We start from the raw sequence: 17,360 nt of genomic DNA, 5'->3' as shown, positions 1-17,360 counted from the left end.
ACGACGGTGCATCATTTTAATTGGGGTCGCTCCCCTTATATTCTTATTGCACCCTACTACGCGCGGGGGTATTGTCCGTTCCTGCACTGCAACATTGGAACGCAGTCTTTACTGCGGAGCGCGCCATGCCCCACACCACCCCGAACGATTCCTGTCCCACCCCCAAGGCGACCCCGATCGATGCCAGCCGCATCGGTCTGCCGCCCGCCCAGGGCCTGTACCACCCCAAGAACGAACATGACGCCTGTGGCGTGGGCTTCGTGGCGCACATCAAGGGCAAGAAAAGCCACGCCATCATCCAGCAGGGCCTGAAGATCCTGGAGAACCTCGATCACCGCGGCGCGGTGGGCGCGGACAAGCTGATGGGCGACGGCGCCGGCATCCTGATCCAGATTCCCGACACGCTCTACCGCGACGAGTTCGCCCAGCATGGCATCACCCTGCCGCCGCCCGGCGAATACGGCGTGGCCATGGTGTTCCTGCCCAAGGAAACCGCCTCGCGCCTAGCCTGCGAACAGGAACTGGAGCGCTCGGTGCGCGCCGAAGGCCAGGTCGTGCTGGGCTGGCGCAACGTGCCCGTGGACGTCGACATGCCGATGTCGCCCACCGTGCGCGACTGCGAACCCGTGATCCGCCAGCTGTTCATCGGCCGCGGCGCCGACGTGATGGTGCCCGACGCGCTGGAACGCAAGCTGTACGTGATCCGCAAGACCGCCAGCCACGCCATCCAGAACATGCACCTGGCGCATGGCAAGGAATATTTCGTGCCCTCGGCCTCGGTGCGCACCGTGGTCTACAAGGGCCTGCTGCTGGCCGACCAGGTCGGCCGCTACTACCGCGACCTGGCCGACCCGCGCACCGTGTCGGCGCTGGCGCTGGTGCACCAACGCTTCTCGACCAACACCTTCCCCGCCTGGCCGCTGGCCCACCCCTACCGCATGATCGCCCACAACGGCGAAATCAACACGGTCAAGGGCAACTTCAACTGGCTGCGCGCCCGCGAAGGCATGATGCAGTCGGCCGTGCTGGGCGACGACCTGAAAAAGCTCTACCCCATCGTCTACGAAGGCCAGTCGGACACCGCCACGTTCGACAACTGCCTGGAACTGCTGGTGAACTCGGGCTACTCGCTGGCCCACGCCATGATGATGATGATCCCGGAAGCCTGGGAACAGCACACGCAGATGGACGAAAGCCGCCGCGCTTTCTATGAGTACCACGCCGCCATGATGGAGCCGTGGGACGGCCCCGCCGCGGTCGCCTTCACCGACGGCCGCCAGATCGGCGCCACGCTCGACCGCAACGGCCTGCGCCCGGCGCGCTACCTGGTGACCGACGACGATATGGTCATCCTGGCCTCGGAAGCCGGCACCCTGTCGATCCCGGAAAACCGCATCATCAAGAAGTGGCGCCTGCAGCCGGGCAAGATGTTCCTGATCGACCTGGAGCAAGGTCGCATCATCGACGACGCCGAGATCAAGCTGCAACTGGCCAACAGCCGTCCGTACCGCCAGTGGATCGAGCGGCTGCAGATCAAGCTGGAATCGCTGCCGGCCCCGCGCCAGGCCGGCGTGCCGGCGCAATCGTCGGTGTCGCTGCTGGATCGCCAGCAGGCCTTCGGCTGGACCCAGGAAGACTACAAGTTCATCCTCGAGCCCATGGCCTCGACCGGCGAGGAAGTGATCGGCTCGATGGGCAACGACGCCCCGCTGGCCGTGCTGTCCGACCGCGCCAAGCCGTTCTACAACTATTTCCGCCAGCTGTTCGCCCAGGTCACCAACCCGCCGATCGACCCGATCCGCGAGCAGATGGTGATGTCGCTGGTGTCGTTCATCGGCCCCAAGCCCAATCTGCTGGACATCAACAACGTCAATCCGCCGCTGCGCCTGGAAGTGTCGCAGCCGGTGCTGGACTTCGCCGCCATGGCGCAGATCCGCGACATCGAGCAGGTCACCGGCAAGAAGTTCCGCAGCTTCGAGCTGGACATCACCTACCCGGCCGCCTGGGGTCCCGAGGGCATCGAAGCCCGCGTGGCCGCGCTGTGCGCGCGCGCCGTGGACGCGGTGCAGAGCGGCTACAACATCCTGATCGTGTCGGACCGCCTGGTCGACAGCGAACGCGTGGCCATCCCCGCCCTGCTGGCCACCTCGGCGGTGCACCAGCACCTGATCCGCGCCGGCCTGCGCACCAACACCGGCCTGGTGGTGGAAACCGGCTCGGCCCGCGAAGTGCATCACTTCGCGCTGCTGGGCGGCTACGGCGCCGAAGCCATCCATCCCTACCTGGCGCTGGAATCGCTGGGCAAGATGAGCGACCCGGAAAAGGCCGTCAAGAACTTCATCAAGGCAATCGGCAAGGGCCTGAACAAGGTGATGTCCAAGATGGGCATCTCCACCTACATGTCCTACACCGGCGCCCAGATCTTCGAAGCCGTGGGCCTGCAGAGCAGCCTGGTGAACAAGTACTTCACCGGCACCGCCTCCAACATCGAAGGCATCGGCATCTTCCAGGTGGCCGAAGAGGCGCTGCGCCAGCACCGGGCCGCGTTCAGCACCGATCCGGTCCTGGCCAACGACCTCGACGCGGGCGGCGAGTACGCCTATCGCGTGCGCGGCGAAGAGCACATGTGGACGCCCGATTCCATCGCCAAGCTGCAGCACGCCTCGCGCGCCAACAACTACCGCACGTACAAGGAATACGCGCAGATCATCAACGACCAGAGCCGCCGCCACATGACGCTGCGCGGCCTGTTCGAGTTCCGCTTCGACCCGTCGCGCGCCATTCCGCTCGATGACGTCGAGCCGGCCAAGGAAATCGTCAAGCGCTTCGCCACCGGCGCCATGTCGCTCGGCTCGATCTCCACCGAGGCCCACTCGGTGCTGGCCGTGGCCATGAACCGCATCGGCGGCAAGTCCAACACCGGCGAAGGCGGCGAGGACGAGCTGCGCTATCGCGCCGAAATGCGCCAGGGCAAGAGCACCATCAAGGACGGCGACACGCTGGCCTCGCTGCTCGGCTCCGACCGCATCGAAGCCGACGTCGCGCTCAAGAAGGGCGATTCGCTGCGCTCGAAGATCAAGCAGGTCGCCTCCGGCCGCTTCGGCGTCACCGCCGAGTACCTGTCATCGGCCGACCAGATCCAGATCAAGATGGCGCAGGGCGCCAAGCCCGGCGAAGGCGGCCAGCTGCCCGGCCACAAGGTGTCCGAGTACATCGCCAAGCTGCGCTACTCGGTGCCGGGCGTGGGCCTGATCTCGCCGCCGCCGCACCACGACATCTACTCGATCGAGGACCTGGCGCAGCTGATCCACGACCTGAAGAACGTCAACACCAAGGCCTCGATCTCGGTCAAGCTGGTGTCGGAAGTCGGCGTCGGCACGGTCGCCGCCGGCGTGGCCAAGGCCAAGGCCGACCACGTCGTGATCGCCGGCCATGACGGCGGCACGGGCGCCTCGCCGGTGTCGTCCATCAAGCACGTCGGCACGCCGTGGGAACTCGGCCTGGCCGAAACCCAGCAGACGCTGGTGCTGAACCGCCTGCGCAGCCGCATCCGCGTGCAGGCCGACGGCCAGATGAAGACCGGCCGCGACGTCGTCATCGGCGCGCTGCTGGGCGCCGACGAATTCGGCTTCGCCACGGCCCCGCTGGTCGTGGAAGGCTGCATCATGATGCGCAAGTGCCACCTGAACACCTGCCCGGTGGGCGTGGCCACGCAGGATCCGGAGCTGCGCAAGAAGTTCCAGGGCAAGCCCGAGCACGTCGTCAACTTCTTCTTCTTCATCGCCGAGGAAGTGCGCGAGATCATGGCCCAGCTGGGCATCCGCAAGTTCGACGACCTGATCGGCCGCGCCGACCTGCTGGACATGCGCTCGGGTGTCGAGCACTGGAAGGCGCAGGGCCTGGACTTCGCCCGCGTGTTCCACCAGACCCAATCCGACGCCGACGTGCGCCAGACCGAAGAGCAGGACCACGGCCTGGCCGGCGCGCTGGACCACCAGCTGATCGAGCGCAGCAAGCCCGCGCTGGAGCGCGGCGAGAAGGTCTCGTTCATCGTGCCGGTGCGCAACCGCAACCGCACCATCGGCGCCATGCTGTCCGGCGCGGTGGCGGCGCGCTACGGCCACGACGGTCTCCCGGACGACACCATCCACATCCAGTGCAACGGCACCGCCGGCCAGAGCTTCGGCGCGTTCCTGGCCCATGGCATCACCATGGACCTGGTGGGCGAAGGCAACGACTATGTCGGCAAGGGCCTGTCGGGCGGTCGCATCATCGTGCGCTCGCCCAATGACTTCCGCGGCTTCGGCCCCGACCACATCATCGCCGGCAACACCGTCCTGTACGGCGCGCTGGCCGGCGAAGCCTTCTTCAACGGCGTGGCCGGCGAACGCTTCGCGGTGCGCAACTCGGGCGCCGCCACGGTCGTGGAAGGCACCGGCGACCACGGCTGCGAATACATGACGGGCGGCACCGTGGTGGTGCTGGGCGCCACCGGCCGCAACTTCGCCGCCGGCATGTCGGGCGGCGTGGCGTACGTGTGGGATCCGGAGCGCACGCTCAAGCATCGCGCCAACCTGTCGATGGTCGAACTGGAAGCCGTGCTGCCGCATGCCGAGCAGCAGGCCCAGAACAACATCGACGTCTGGCACAGCGCGCAGCGCGGCGGCGAACGCGAAACGGATGAAGCCATCCTGCGCCGCCTGGTGGAAGACCACTTCCGCTACACCGGCAGCTTCCGCGCCCGCGAGATCCTGGGCGACTGGGAAGCCTCGCGCGGCAAATTCGTAAAGGTCATGCCGACGGACTACCGCCGCGCATTGGGTGAAATGTGGCGTGCAGCCAACCCGCAACAACTGGCTGCGTGAGGGATACCATGGGAAAGATTACCGGCTTTATGGAATACCAGCGCCTGCAGGAGGCCTCCGAGGCCCCGCAGAAGCGGCTGAAGAACTGGCGCGAATTCGTGCTGCACCTGACCGACGACCAGGCCAAGCAGCAGGCGGCGCGCTGCATGGACTGCGGCATCCCGTTCTGCAACAACGGGTGCCCGGTCAACAACATCATCCCCGACTGGAATGACCTGGTGTACAAGCAGGACTGGCGCCGCGCGCTGGATGTGCTGCATTCCACCAACAACTTCCCGGAATTCACCGGCCGCATCTGCCCGGCGCCGTGCGAGGCCGCCTGTACCTTGAACATCAACAGCGACGCCGTGGGCATCAAGTCCATCGAGCACGCCATCATCGACAAGGGTTGGGCCGAGGGCTGGGTCGCGCCGCAAGTGCCGGCGCGCAAGACCGGCAAGAAGGTCGCCGTGGTGGGCTCCGGCCCGGCCGGCCTGGCCTGCTCGCAGCAGTTGGCGCGCGCCGGCCACTCGGTCACGCTGTTCGAGAAGAGCGACCGCATCGGCGGCCTGCTGCGCTACGGCATTCCCGACTTCAAGCTGGAAAAGCACCAAATCGACCGCCGCATTTCCCAGATGGAAGCCGAAGGCGTGGAGTTCGCGCCCTCGACCTACATCGGCAACCCGTCCGACCCGGTGGCCGACGGCCTGACCGTGCGCACGCCGGAATCGCTGCTGGCCGAATTCGACGCCGTGGTGATGAGCGGCGGCTCGGAAACCCCGCGCGACCTGCCGGTGCCGGGCCGCGAGCTGTCGGGCGTGTACTTCGCCATGGACTTCCTGCGCCAGCAGAACAAGGCCGTGGCCGGCGACCGCCTGACCAACCAGACGCTGGCCAAGGGCAAGCACGTGGTGGTGATCGGCGGCGGCGACACCGGTTCCGACTGCGTGGGCACCAGCAACCGCCACGGCGCCGCCTCGGTCACGCAGTTCGAGCTGCTGCCGCAGCCGCCCGAATCCGAGAACAAGGCCATGACCTGGCCCTACTGGCCGCTGAAGATGCGCACCTCGTCCTCGCACGAGGAAGGCTGCCAACGCGACTGGTCGGTGACCACCAAGCTGCTCAAGGGCAGCAACGGCAAGGTCGAGAAGCTGGTCGGCTCGCGTGTCGAGTGGTTCAAGGACGAGTCGACGGGCCAGATGAAAATGCGCGAGGTCGAAGGCTCGGAATTCGAGATCAAGGCCGACCTGGTGCTGCTGGCCATGGGCTTCGTGTCACCGGTGCAGACCGTGCTGGACGCCTTCGGCGTGGACCGCGACGCGCGCGGCAACGTGCGCGCCAACACCGACGACTACCGCACCAACGTTGAAAAGGTCTTCACCGCCGGCGACATGCGCCGCGGCCAGTCGCTGGTGGTCTGGGCCATCCGCGAAGGCCGCCAGTGCGCCCGCTCGGTCGATGCCTACCTGATGGGCAGTTCCGAACTGCCGCGCTGACCGGCGCCCGCCAGACGGCAACGGCCGGCTTCCTTGCGGGAGCCGGCCGTTTTGCTTTTTGTCGCGCCGGGTCGCCGACGACCCGGTGCCTCGCGCCTTTGAACGCGGTACGCCCTAGGCACCGCCGCGCTGCATGCGCGGGCCCGATACCGCCGCCTGCCCCAGCCAGTAGGCCGCGGCCGCCACCACGAAACTGGCCGGCGCGGCGAAGCTCGCGGCCAGGCCGCTCATGTGCATCAGCACCAGCCCGCTGGCCGCGCCCGCGAACCAGGCGCCCAGCCCGCGCCGGTTGTAGGCGCTGCCGCCGCCCGGCGCCGGCGCGGTCTCGCCCACCGCCAGGATGTGCACCAGCGCCACCGCGACCCACGCCACCACGAAGATGCCCTGGTAGGCCAGCGCCTGCAGCAGATAGGCGAACACGTCGAACAGCATCAGCGCGTACGACACCAGGCCCACCAACACCGCCCATGCCGCCTTCGGCCAGCGGCCCAGGCCGAAGCGCGCGAAGAAGGCCTGCATGTTGATGGTGGCCAGGTAGTAGTTGGCGGTGTTGATGCGGGTCTGCGTCACCCACACGAAGAACAGGCCGCCCAGGCCCATCAGCTTGAGCAGCGCCAGCACCACCGACACCTCGCTCAAGGCGCCGTCGCCGGGAATGATCGCAACCAGGTAGATGCCGGCCACGCCGTTGAGCAGGAAGGTGACCAGGTAGAACGGCATGCCGAAGTTGTAGCGGCCGTGGTAGCGCGCGTCCTCGCGGCGGCCGAAGCGCGCGTAGTCGAAGGTGAACATCATCAGGATCCAGACGCCCATGTAGTACACATAGGCATCCCACCAGCCGCCCGCCACCGGCCCGCCGCCCGGGCCGAACGCCAGCCAGGCGTCGCTGTAGCCGTATTCGCGCGTGGCCAGCGCCACGGCCAGCAGCAGGCCGCCCAGGTAGAACGGCAACAGCACGCCGTTGAACTTGTCGAGCCAGCGCTGCACGCTGCCGAAGATCAGCAGCACGCTGTAGACGACCACCAGCAGCGCGAAGGCCCAATAGGGCACGGACGGGAACATGTGGTGCGCGGCGACCGCCATCACCGAGCCCTCGAACACGGCGTAGTAGATGGCGGTGGCGAAGAAGATCAGGGTGGCCAGCGCCGCGCCCGAGGTGCCGAACACCGCGCGCGAGAACAGCGCCACCGATTGGCCGGTGCGGATGGCGTAGCGCGAGATCACGGCGTTGATCAGGCCATAGGAAATCACCGACAGCACCATGCCGATGATGGCGTTGCGGGCGCCGTAGTTGAGCGCCAGCGTGGCGCCGACCACGATGTAGAAAATTGCGCTGCACACGGCCCACCAGGCCATGGTGAGCGGGAATCGGCCCATGCGATCGGCATCGGCCACGGTGGCGAGGGAAGTGTCCCGGTCGGAGGACGTGGAGCTGGAAGCAAGGTTGGCCATGGAGGCTCTCCTGACGTGCTGAAGAACCGCGGAATGCGGACGGGTACGGCGTGCAGCGTGTGAAACTCGAATGCACAGGCGCGAGCGCGCCCGTCCGGCCCGTCGGAACGGGCCGGAAGGAAAGCAGCAATCAAGGGGAAAGCGCGGCGCGGATCAGCCCAGGGCGGCGCGCAGCCGCTCGAGGCGGGCGCGGTAGTCCTTGCGGGCCTGCAAGGCCGTCTCCAGCGTGACCCGCTCGAAGCGGGCCTGCTGGTTGGGCTGCATCTGGCCGACCTTGTCGAGGTCGGCGCTGATCACGGTGCCGATCATGGCGTAGCCGCCGCCGGACACGGCGTCGCGGTGCAGGATGATGGGCTCGACCCCGGCCGGCACCTGGATCGATCCGATCGGGTAGCAGGCGTCGACGATGTTGGACGGATCGGCGCCCGCGCCGAACGGTTGCTCGCGCGGCTGGAACTTCAGGGCGCGGCCTTTCTTGTAGCGGTAGCCGATGCGGTCGGCCTCCGAGGTCACGCTCCAGGCGTCCTCGTAGAACGAGGCGGCCGATTCCGGCATCAGGCGATGGTCGTACAGGCCCGGCACCACGCGCAGCACCTGTGCCTTGGGACACTCACCGGCGAGCGCCGCCGGTAGCGCGCGGCCGACCCGCGTCCCGGGGCGCGGCGCGCCCACGCGCAGGCGGTCGCCGGCCTGCAGGCGGCGGCCCTCGAAACCGCCGATGGCGCCCAGCGTGTAGGTCGAGCGGCTGCCCAGCACCTCGGGCACGTCGATGCCACCGGCGATCGCCAGGCAGGCGCGCGCGCCGGCCTGCACGAAATCAAACGACAGCCTGGCGCCGGCCGGCACCGCCAGCGCGGTGTTGCAGGCCTGCGCCTGGCCATCGATCTTCGGCGTCATGGCGGCGCCGGTGACGGCGATCACCGCCGCGCGCGTAAAGCGCAGTTCGGGCCCCATCAGCGTGCATTCCAGCACCGCCGCGTCCTCGGGGTTGCCCACCAGCAGGTTGGCCGCGGCCAGCGCGTACTGGTCCAACGCGCCCGAAGGCGGAATGCCCAGATGGTAGTAGCCCTGGCGGCCACGATCCTGGACCGACGTCGCCAGCCCGGGCTTGATCACTTCGATGAGCGGTTCGTCATGCGACATGGAGCGTCTCCAGAAGGCGGGCGTTGTACTGTTCGGGCGCCGCCATGAATTCGGACAGCGAGAACGACACGGGACGGATGTCGAGCTGGAAGGTGCCGGCCTCGACCTCGGCCACCGCGGCGTCGTACTCGGCGCGGCTGATCGGCTTGAACTTGACGATGTCCCCGGGACGGAAGAACACCATCGAGTCGCGCAGGTGCGCCTGGCGCTGCGCGGGCTCGAAGATCGGCGCGGGCGTCACGCCGAACATCTGGTAGCCGCCCGCGCCGCGCACGGAATAGATGCAGGCGAAGCAACCGCCATGTCCCACCGTGTGCCTGGGCGTGTCGGTGCGCGGCCGCAGGTACTTGGGCACTTCGAGCTGGCGTTCGCGCTCGACCATCTGGAACATGAACGGCAGCCCGGCCACGAAGCCGACCATCGACACGAACCACGGCGCGCTGGAATGCGCGGCGATGAATGCATCGGTATCGGCAAAGCCGTTGATGCGCGCGGCGTATTCCAGGTCGGTCGATTCCGGGTCCTGGTGGCGCTCGCGAAAGCGCATCAGCGTCTCGTGGGTCCAGGGATCGTTGTAGAGCACCGGCACCTCGATGACGCGGGTGTCGAGCCGCAGGTTGTCCAGGTCGATGCCGGCCTCGATCTCGCGCAGGATGGCCAGCATGGATTCGGGCGCGACCAGCTCGGGGTCGTAGCGGATCTGGTACGAGGCGTTGGCCGGGCAGATCTCGGTGACGCCGGGCACGGCGCGTTCGCGCAGCGCGCGCGTGATCGCCATGCCCTTGAAGAACGCGGCCAGCGACATCGATTCGCTGATCTCGGCGAAGATGAATTCATCGCCGCCATGGGTGTAGCGCACCGTCATTGGGTTCCCTCCCGCTGCTGCATCCAGCTTTCCAGATAGTTGGTGTGATAGTCGCCCGCCAGCACGCCCGCATCGGCCACCAGGGCGCGATGCAGGGCCAGCGTCGACGGCACGCCTTCGAATTCGGTTTCGTCCAGCGCGCGCGCCATGCGCGCCAGCGCGGCGTCGCGGCCCTCGTCCCACACGATCAGCTTGGCCAGCAGCGAATCGTAGTAGGGCGGCACCACGCTGCCGGCATACACCATCGAGTCGATGCGCACGCCTGGCCCGGCCGGCCAGCGCACGTGCGACACGGTGCCGGGACCGGGCGCGAAGTTGCGCGCCGGATCTTCGGCGTTCAGGCGGCACTCGATCGCGGCGCCGCGCATGACGATGTCGGATTGCTTCAAGCGCAGCGGTTCGCCGTCGGCGATGCGCAGCATCTCGCGCACCAGGTCGATGCCGGTGATCGCCTCGGTGATCGGATGTTCGACCTGGATGCGCGTGTTCATCTCGATGAAGTAGAACTCGCCGCGGGTCTCGTCGTACAGGTATTCCAGGGTGCCGGCGCCGCGATAGCCCACCGATTCGGTCAGGCGCAGCGCGGATTCGCACAGCGCCTGGCGTAGCGCGGGGCTCAGCGCCGGTGACGGCGCTTCCTCGAACACCTTCTGGCGGCGGCGCTGCAGCGAGCACTCGCGCTCGAACAAATGCACCGCGCGTTCGCCGTCGCCCAATACCTGCACCTCGATATGGCGGGCGCGCGGCAGGTAGCGTTCCAGGTAGACGCCGCCGTCGCCGAATGCGGCGCGCGCCTCGGCCTGCGCCATCGGGATGGCCTCGCGCAACTGCGCTTCGTCGGCCGCCACGCGGATGCCACGGCCGCCGCCGCCGGCGGACGCCTTGATCATCAACGGATAGCCGATCTGCGCCGCGTGGCTCAGGGCCTCGTCCAGCGACCCGACCACGCCCTCGCTGCCCGGCACGGTGGGCACGCCCGCCGCCTTGGCGCAGGCGCGCGCCGCGGCCTTGTCGCCCATGCTGCGGATGGTGTGGGCGTCGGGTCCGACGAACACCAGGCCGGCGTCGGTCACGGCCTGCGAGAAGTCGGCGTTCTCGGCCAGGAAGCCATAGCCGGGATGGATCGCGTCGGCGCCGCTGTCGCGCGCCGCCGCCAACAGGGCGTCGGCATTGAGATAGCTGCGGGTGGCGTGGGCCGGACCGATATGCACCGCCGAGTCCGCCAGGCGCACCGCCAGGGCGTCGCGATCGGCGTCGCTGTAGACCGCCACCGTGCGCATGCCCAGCTCGCGCGCGGCGCGGATCACGCGCAGCGCGATCTCGCCGCGGTTGGCGACCAGCAGGGTGTGGATGCGGCGCGGCCGGTAGAAGGAATGCACGCCCATGCCTCAGCCCTCGATCCGCAGCAGGGCCTGGCCGGGTTCGACCGGGTCGCCATCGGCCACCAGGATCTCGGCGACCACGCCGCCGACCTCGGCCTCGATCTGGTTGAACTGCTTCATCACCTCGACGATGCCGACCACGTCGCCGGGCTGGATGGTGGCGCCCACTTCGACGAACGGCGCCGCATCAGGACTGGGACGGCGGTAGAAGGTGCCGGGCAGGGGGCTCTGGATCTCTTGCTGCGACATGGGGTTTTCTCCTTGGAATGTATAGGAATGATGGGCGGATCAGGACAACTGCGGCGGCGCGATGCGGATGCCGTGCGCCTCCAGGCGGGCGCGGGTGGCCTGCACCAGGCCGAGCGCGCCGGGCGTATCGCTGTGGATGCAGACGGAATCGAAGCCGATCGGGATGTCGCGGCCGTCGACGGTGCGCACCTTGCCGTCGGTACACGCCCGCAGCACCTTGTCGGCCACCTGCTCCGGATCCAGCGCCTGGGTGTAGCGCGTGAACACGATCGAGCCGCTGGCGTCGTAGTCGCGGTCGGCGTAGAACTCGCGCACCACCGGCAGGCCCAGCTCGCGCGCCACCTTGCAGGTCAGCGAGTTCTCCATGCAGTACAGCATCAGCGTCGGCTCCAGGTCGCGCAACGTCTGCACCAGCCGGCGCGACAGGGTTTCGTCGCGCGCGGCGCGCATGTACAGCGCGCCATGCGGCTTGACGTGCTGCAGGCGCAGGCCATAGAGGCGGGCGAATTCGCGCAGCGCGCCGACCTGGTAGACGATGTCGTTGACCAGGCCCTCGGCGTTCTCGTTCAGGTCGCGGCGGCCGAAGCCGACCAGGTCGCGAAAGCCGGGATGGGCGCCGATGCCGATGCCGTGCTCGCGCGCCATGACCACGGTGCGGTTCATGATGTTGGGGTCGCCGGCATGAAAGCCGGTGGCGATGTTGGCCGAGCTGATCAGCGGCATGATGGCGTCGTCCACGTCATCGCCGATTTTCCAGGAACCAAAGCCTTCGCCCATGTCGGAGTTCAGGTCTATCGTCGCCTTGCTCATGAAACAGGATCTCCTTCCATTCCCGGGCCGGTGGCCCGCGCAATGCCTGCACAGTAGCGAAGCGTCCAAGGGATAAAAAGTTCTTTTTTTGAATCAATGGTTATCTGAATTTTTGATGCCCCGCATTGCGCACCAAATCAGGACGGTTGCTGAATTCCCATGAAATTTCAGGGATTTCCCTGAGATTTCGCGCACCCCGATGGCGCAGATAAACAGATATTCTGGTGGCTTACTATCAATTAATCAGATATTGCCGCCATGTCGCTCACCCTCCGGCAGCTCAAATATTTCGTCGCGGCCGCCGAACTCGGACAGATCTCGCAGGCGGCGATCCAGTTGGCGATCTCGCAGTCGGCGGTCACCACCGCCATCCGTGAACTCGAAGAGATCGTCGGCTCGCCGCTGTTCCAGCGCAGCGCCAGCGGCGTGGCGCTGACCGAAACCGGACGCGGCTTTCTCAACCACGCCTACAACATCCTGTCGTCGGTCGACGAGGCGCTGCGCATGCCCAGCGCCGACGGGCGAGAGAGCGGCCGCCTGCTGCTGGCGGCGTCGTACACCGTGATCGGCTACTTCCTGCCCTACCACCTGCAGCGCCTGTCGCAGCTCTATCCCAACCTGGACATCCAGCTGCACGAGCTCAACCGCAACGCCATCGAGGAAGGCCTGATCGCGCACCGCTACGACATGGCGGTGCTGCTGACCTCGAACGTGGTGAACCCGGAATTGGCGGTCGAACACTTCTTCGGTTCGCCGCGGCGGCTGTGGGTGCCGGCGCGTCATCCGCTGCTGGCGCGCGATACCGTCACGCTGGAAGACGTGGCGCACGAGCCGTTCATCATGCTCACGGTCGACGAGGCCGCGCACACCGCGCTGCGCTACTGGAGCGAAACGCCATTCCGTCCCGACGTGCGCCTGCGCACCTCGTCGGTGGAGGCGGTGCGCAGCATGGTGGCCAATGGCGGCGGCGTGGCGGTGCTGTCGGACATGGTCTATCGCCCGTGGTCGCTGGAAGGGCGCCGCATCGAGACCATCCAGTTGAAGGATCCGATCCCGCCGATGAACGTGGGGTTGGCGTGGCGCAAGGGCGCGGACATCACGGGTCCGATGCGCGCGGTGCGCGACTATTTCCGCCACGCCTATGCGGTGCCGCGTGGCACCGATACCTTGCGTTGAGTCCGATTGACGCGTAACTGTGGCGCTGCAACCACGCGCCGTGTCGCGGCTTGATACACGTCAAGACCGGCTTTTCCCGCCTCTGCGAACCTGAATGCCTACATTCACGCAATACACGGAGAGAGGAAATGTTCGCGATGTATCGGCGCACCCGCGCTCTTGCCCTGGCCTCGGCCTGCGGCGCCACCCTGATGCTTGCCGCCCCCGCGCAGGCCCACGAAGCCGGCGACATCCTGTTCCGCGTCGGCGCGACGCAGGTTCGCCCCTCGTCCAACAACGGCTCCGTGCTCGATGGCAGCGTCAAGCTCGACGTCAACAACAACGTGCGTCCCAGCTTCACGCTGGCGTACATGGCCACGCGCAACATCGGCATCGAACTGCTGGGCGCCTGGCCCTTCGAGCACGACGTGCGCGGCAGCGGCCTGGGCAAGATCGGCTCCAGCAAGCAATTGCCGCCCACGCTCAGCCTGCAATGGCACATCCTGCCCGACAGCATGGTACAGCCCTACATCGGCGTCGGCATCAACTACACCAAGTTCTTCGACACCAAGGCCGAAGGCGCGCTCAAGGGCTCCGACCTGAAGCTGGGCGATTCCTGGGGCGTGGCCGCGCAACTGGGCGCGGACATCAAGATCAGCGAACGCTGGTTCATGAACGCCGACATCCGCTACATCGACATCAAGTCCAAGGTGAAGCTGAACGGCGAACACATCGGCACCGCGCGCATCAATCCCTGGGTCGCCACGCTGGGCGTCGGCTACCGCTTCTGATCTTGCCGCGCCACCGGCTACTGGCGCCGCTGCGCCAGTAGCTGCTGCAACGCCTGCAATGCAGGCGTTTCGTCGTCCGCGCGCCAGACCAATCGCGTCTGCGCCCGGCCATGCTTGCCGGACAGCGGCGTCACGCGCAACGACGGCTCCGCCCCCAGCAGCGCCAGCACCGAACGCGGCACGATCGCCACGCCCGACCCCGCGGCCACGCACGCGACGATGGCGTGGTACGACGCGAATTCCATCACCTTGTCCGGGGCCACGCCTTCCTGGCCGAACCAGGCCTCCAGGATGCGGCGGTACGAACAGCCCGCCGCGAACGCAATGACGCTGCGATCGCCGACGTCCTTGGGGCCGTGGATTTCCGGCCAGGCCAGCGGCGAGATCAGCGCCAGCTCTTCGTCGAACGCCGGCTGCTGCGCCAGCCCCTGGGCCTCGAAAGGCTGCGCCACGAAAGCGGCCTCGATCTCATAGTTGCGCACCTTGGCGGCCAGCGCGCCGGACGTGCCCGTCACCAGTTCGATGCGCACCTGCGGCCAGGCCGCGTGATACGCCGCCAGGATCGGCGGCAGCCGCGCCGCGGCCGTGCTTTCCATGGTGCCGATGCGCAGCAGGCCTTGCGGCGCGCCATCGCGCACGGCCGCCTGGGCCTCGGCCGACAGGCGCAGCAACCGGTCCGCATACGACAACAGCACGCGTCCCTGCTCGGACAGCACCAGGCGGCGGTTCTGGCGCCGGAACAACGGCGCCTCCAGCGTGGCTTCCAGCTGCTTCAGGCGCGTCGAGACATTGGACTGCACCCGGTTCAGGTGGACCGCCGCGCGCGCCACGCCGCCATGGTCCGCCACCGCCTTGAAGATCTGCAGCGCGTCGAGATCCAAGTTTCTCATTTCAAGAACTCATATTCTTAATAATTCACTATTCAAGATATTAGTACAGCCGTAGAGTGGGAGCCATGTCAATAGCCACCCACCCCGATACCGCCCGTCCCCGCGGCGCCCTCGGCCTGGCCCTGCCGGCCGCGCTGGCGCTGGCCGCGGCGATGGGCATCGGCCGCTTCGCCTTCACGCCCGTGTGGCCGTTGATGGCGCAGGAGGCCGGGCTGTCGCTGGCGCAGGGCAGTTGGCTGGCCTCGGCCAATTACGCCGGCTACCTGCTGGGCGCGTTGGCCGCGGCCCTGCGGCCGCCGCGCCATCCGCGCGCCATGCTGGCCGTGAGCCTGCTCGCCGTGGCGCTGCTGACGCTGGCGATGCCGTGGTTCCACGGCGTCCTGGCCTGGAGCCTGCTGCGGCTGGCGGCGGGGTACGGCAGCGCCAGCGCCTTCATCTGCGTGGCCGCTTCACGCGCCGTCGGACCGGGCGATCCCCGCGCGCCGGCGGTGTCGGCCATTACCTACGCGGGCGTCGGCGCCGGCATCGCGCTGACCGGGCTGGCGTGCCTGGTATTGATGGCCGCGGGCGCGGACGCCAATGCCAACTGGACCGCGCTGGGCGCGCTGACCCTGGCGCTGGCGGTACTGGCCTGGCCGGGGCTGAATCGCCCCGGGCCGGCCCGCCACCTGGCCTCGGCGCCCGCGCCCGGCCGCCTGCCGCCCGGCATCGGCCGGCTGGCGCTGCACTATGGCATTTTCGGCGCGGGCTACATCATCCCGGCCACGTTCCTGCCCGCCATGGCGCGCGAGATCATCCCCGATCCGGCGGTGTTCGGCTGGGCCTGGCCGCTATTCGGCCTGGCGGCGGCGCTGTCGTGCCTGCTGGCCCCGCGCGTGGCGCAGGCACGCGACGACAAGACGGTGTGGCGCGGCGCGCAGGCGCTGATGGCGCTGGGCATGCTGGCGGTGGCGCTGTGGCACGACATCGCCGCGGTCATCGTCGCCGCGCTGCTGGTCGGTGGCACGTTCATGGTCATCACGCAGTCGGGCATGCTGGTGGCGCAGCGGCTGGCCGGCAGTGCCGCGCCACGCGCCGCGGCCGTCATGACCTCGGCCTTCGCCGCAGGCCAGATCGTGGGGCCGCTGCTGGCTTCCGGCGCCGCGCGCTGGGGCGCGACGCTGCCGCAGGTGCTGGCGGCAGGCGCGGCGCTGCTGGCGCTGTCGGCCTGGCGCTTGGGAAAAATCAGCACCGCGGGCACGAACGCTGGGCATAATGCGATCGGTTCCCAGGAACCGTCACATCAAGAATGAGGAGTCACCCAGCATGAAATCGCTACGTCCCCTGGTCGCCGCCCTGGCCGCCTTTGCCGCCCTGGGCGGTACCGCCCACGCCCAGGCCACCGACTGGCCCGCCAAGCCCATCACCATGATCGTGCCCTACGCGCCGGGCGGCTTTGCCGATACCCGCGTGCGCCTGCTGGCGCGCAAGCTGGGCGAATCGCTGGGCCAGCCGATCGTGGTCGAGAACAAGGCGGGCGCGGGCGGCGTGGTCGGCACCAACCTGATCGCCAAGGCGGCGCCCGACGGCTACACCATCGGCACGGGCAACCTGGCGCCGATGGCGGTCAACCCGTCGCTGATGAAGGACATGCCGTACAACCCGCAGAAGGACCTGGCGCCGGTCATCCTGATCGAGAACAGCCCGCTGGTGCTGAGCGTGAACAACGAACTGCCGGTCAAGACCCTGGCCGACCTGATCGCCATGGCCAAGAAGCAGCCGGGCAAGCTGTCGTTCGGCTCGTCGGGCGTGGGCGGCGCGCACCACCTGTCCGGCGAGATGTTCCGCGAGCAGGCCAAGATCGACATCGTGCACGTGCCCTACAAGGGCGGCAGCCTGGCCGCGACCGACCTGATGGGCGGCCATATCTCGATGATGTTCGAGATGGGCTACTCGGCGCTGCCGGCCATCCAGGGCCAGAAGATCCACCCGATCGCGGTGACCTCCGCCCAGCGCCTCGCGGTGCTGCCGGACGTGCCGACCATGGCCGAATCCGGCCTGCCGGGCTTCGAGTCGTACAACTGGCAGGGCATCGTCGCCCCCGCCGGCACCCCCGCGCCCATCATCGCCAAGCTCAATGCCGAGTTCAACCGCATCCTGAAGGAACCCGACGTGCAGAAGGCCATTGCCGACACCGGCAGCCAGGCCGGCGGCGGCACGCCCGAGGAATTCGGCGCGTTCATCAAGAGCGAAACGGCCAAGTGGGCGCAAGTCATCAAGGCTGGAAACATCCAGCTCCAGTAA

13 protein-coding genes are annotated in these 17,360 nt (G+C 67.9%); 6 read left to right on the top strand and 7 right to left on the bottom strand.

What is annotated here, in order from left to right:
• Positions 1 to 125 precede the first annotated feature (125 nt).
• Together ACVN9Z_RS08250 and ACVN9Z_RS08245 are read left to right on the top strand one after the other, a co-directional pair.
• Positions 126 to 4,865, top strand: coding sequence for a glutamate synthase-related protein (locus ACVN9Z_RS08250; protein ID WP_006388084.1), 4,740 nt, complete (start codon positions 126 to 128; stop codon positions 4,863 to 4,865).
• An 8-nt stretch (positions 4,866 to 4,873) separates the two neighbouring features.
• A complete protein-coding gene (locus ACVN9Z_RS08245) occupies positions 4,874 to 6,340 on the top strand; it encodes a glutamate synthase subunit beta (RefSeq protein ID WP_024067435.1) in 1,467 nt (488 codons plus the stop codon).
• Positions 6,341 to 6,454: 114 nt separating this feature from the next.
• On the opposite strand, the gene ACVN9Z_RS08240 is transcribed toward ACVN9Z_RS08245, so the two are convergent.
• From ACVN9Z_RS08240 to ACVN9Z_RS08215, 6 genes are all read right to left on the bottom strand, one after another.
• Positions 6,455 to 7,792, bottom strand: coding sequence for a purine-cytosine permease family protein (locus tag ACVN9Z_RS08240; protein WP_458213331.1), 1,338 nt, complete (start codon positions 7,790 to 7,792; stop codon positions 6,455 to 6,457).
• Positions 7,793 to 7,945: 153 nt separating this feature from the next.
• Positions 7,946 to 8,935 carry a 5-oxoprolinase subunit C family protein gene (locus ACVN9Z_RS08235; protein WP_054440175.1) on the bottom strand — a complete coding sequence of 330 codons (990 nt, stop codon included), beginning with the start codon at positions 8,933 to 8,935 and terminating at the stop codon, positions 7,946 to 7,948.
• Positions 8,925 to 9,800 (bottom strand): 5-oxoprolinase subunit B family protein, encoded by an 876-nt coding sequence (locus ACVN9Z_RS08230; RefSeq protein WP_458213330.1) that lies wholly within the window; start codon positions 9,798 to 9,800, stop codon positions 8,925 to 8,927. The genes ACVN9Z_RS08235 and ACVN9Z_RS08230 overlap by 11 nt, the downstream gene beginning before the upstream one ends.
• Positions 9,797 to 11,185, bottom strand: a complete 1,389-nt coding sequence (locus ACVN9Z_RS08225; RefSeq protein ID WP_054448904.1) for an acetyl-CoA carboxylase biotin carboxylase subunit — start codon at positions 11,183 to 11,185, stop codon at positions 9,797 to 9,799. Before ACVN9Z_RS08225 ends, ACVN9Z_RS08230 begins: the two co-directional genes overlap by 4 nt.
• 3 nt (positions 11,186 to 11,188) lie before the next feature.
• Positions 11,189 to 11,431: an acetyl-CoA carboxylase gene (locus tag ACVN9Z_RS08220; RefSeq protein ID WP_024067431.1), complete on the bottom strand. Its 243-nt coding sequence runs from the start codon at positions 11,429 to 11,431 to the stop codon at positions 11,189 to 11,191.
• Positions 11,432 to 11,470: 39 nt separating this feature from the next.
• A complete protein-coding gene (locus tag ACVN9Z_RS08215; protein WP_006388077.1) occupies positions 11,471 to 12,241 on the bottom strand; it encodes a 5-oxoprolinase subunit PxpA in 771 nt (256 codons plus the stop codon).
• Between the two features lie 258 nt (positions 12,242 to 12,499).
• Here ACVN9Z_RS08215 and ACVN9Z_RS08210 point away from each other — a divergent pair, with 258 nt between their 5' ends.
• Positions 12,500 to 13,417, top strand: a complete 918-nt coding sequence (locus ACVN9Z_RS08210) for a LysR family transcriptional regulator (protein ID WP_006388076.1) — start codon at positions 12,500 to 12,502, stop codon at positions 13,415 to 13,417.
• Positions 13,418 to 13,545: 128 nt separating this feature from the next.
• The gene (locus tag ACVN9Z_RS08205) at positions 13,546 to 14,187 is read left to right on the top strand and encodes an OmpW/AlkL family protein (protein WP_006388075.1); all 642 of its coding nucleotides are present in this window, start codon (positions 13,546 to 13,548) and stop codon (positions 14,185 to 14,187) included.
• 17 nt (positions 14,188 to 14,204) lie between these two features.
• On the opposite strand, the gene ACVN9Z_RS08200 is transcribed toward ACVN9Z_RS08205, so the two are convergent.
• Positions 14,205 to 15,077, bottom strand: a complete 873-nt coding sequence (locus ACVN9Z_RS08200; protein WP_054448905.1) for a LysR family transcriptional regulator — start codon at positions 15,075 to 15,077, stop codon at positions 14,205 to 14,207.
• A gap of 65 nt (positions 15,078 to 15,142) precedes the next feature.
• Here ACVN9Z_RS08200 and ACVN9Z_RS08195 point away from each other — a divergent pair, with 65 nt between their 5' ends.
• Together ACVN9Z_RS08195 and ACVN9Z_RS08190 are read left to right on the top strand one after the other, a co-directional pair.
• On the top strand, positions 15,143 to 16,369 hold the full coding sequence (locus ACVN9Z_RS08195) for a YbfB/YjiJ family MFS transporter (RefSeq protein ID WP_024067429.1): 1,227 nt from the start codon (positions 15,143 to 15,145) through the stop codon (positions 16,367 to 16,369).
• Between the two features lie 13 nt (positions 16,370 to 16,382).
• Entirely contained in the window at positions 16,383 to 17,360 is a 978-nt protein-coding gene (locus tag ACVN9Z_RS08190) for a Bug family tripartite tricarboxylate transporter substrate binding protein (protein ID WP_026383371.1), read from the top strand.

It is taken from the genome of Achromobacter sp. KK8, from assembly GCF_054188005.1.
This window is presented reverse-complemented; position numbering and strand designations above follow the sequence as displayed.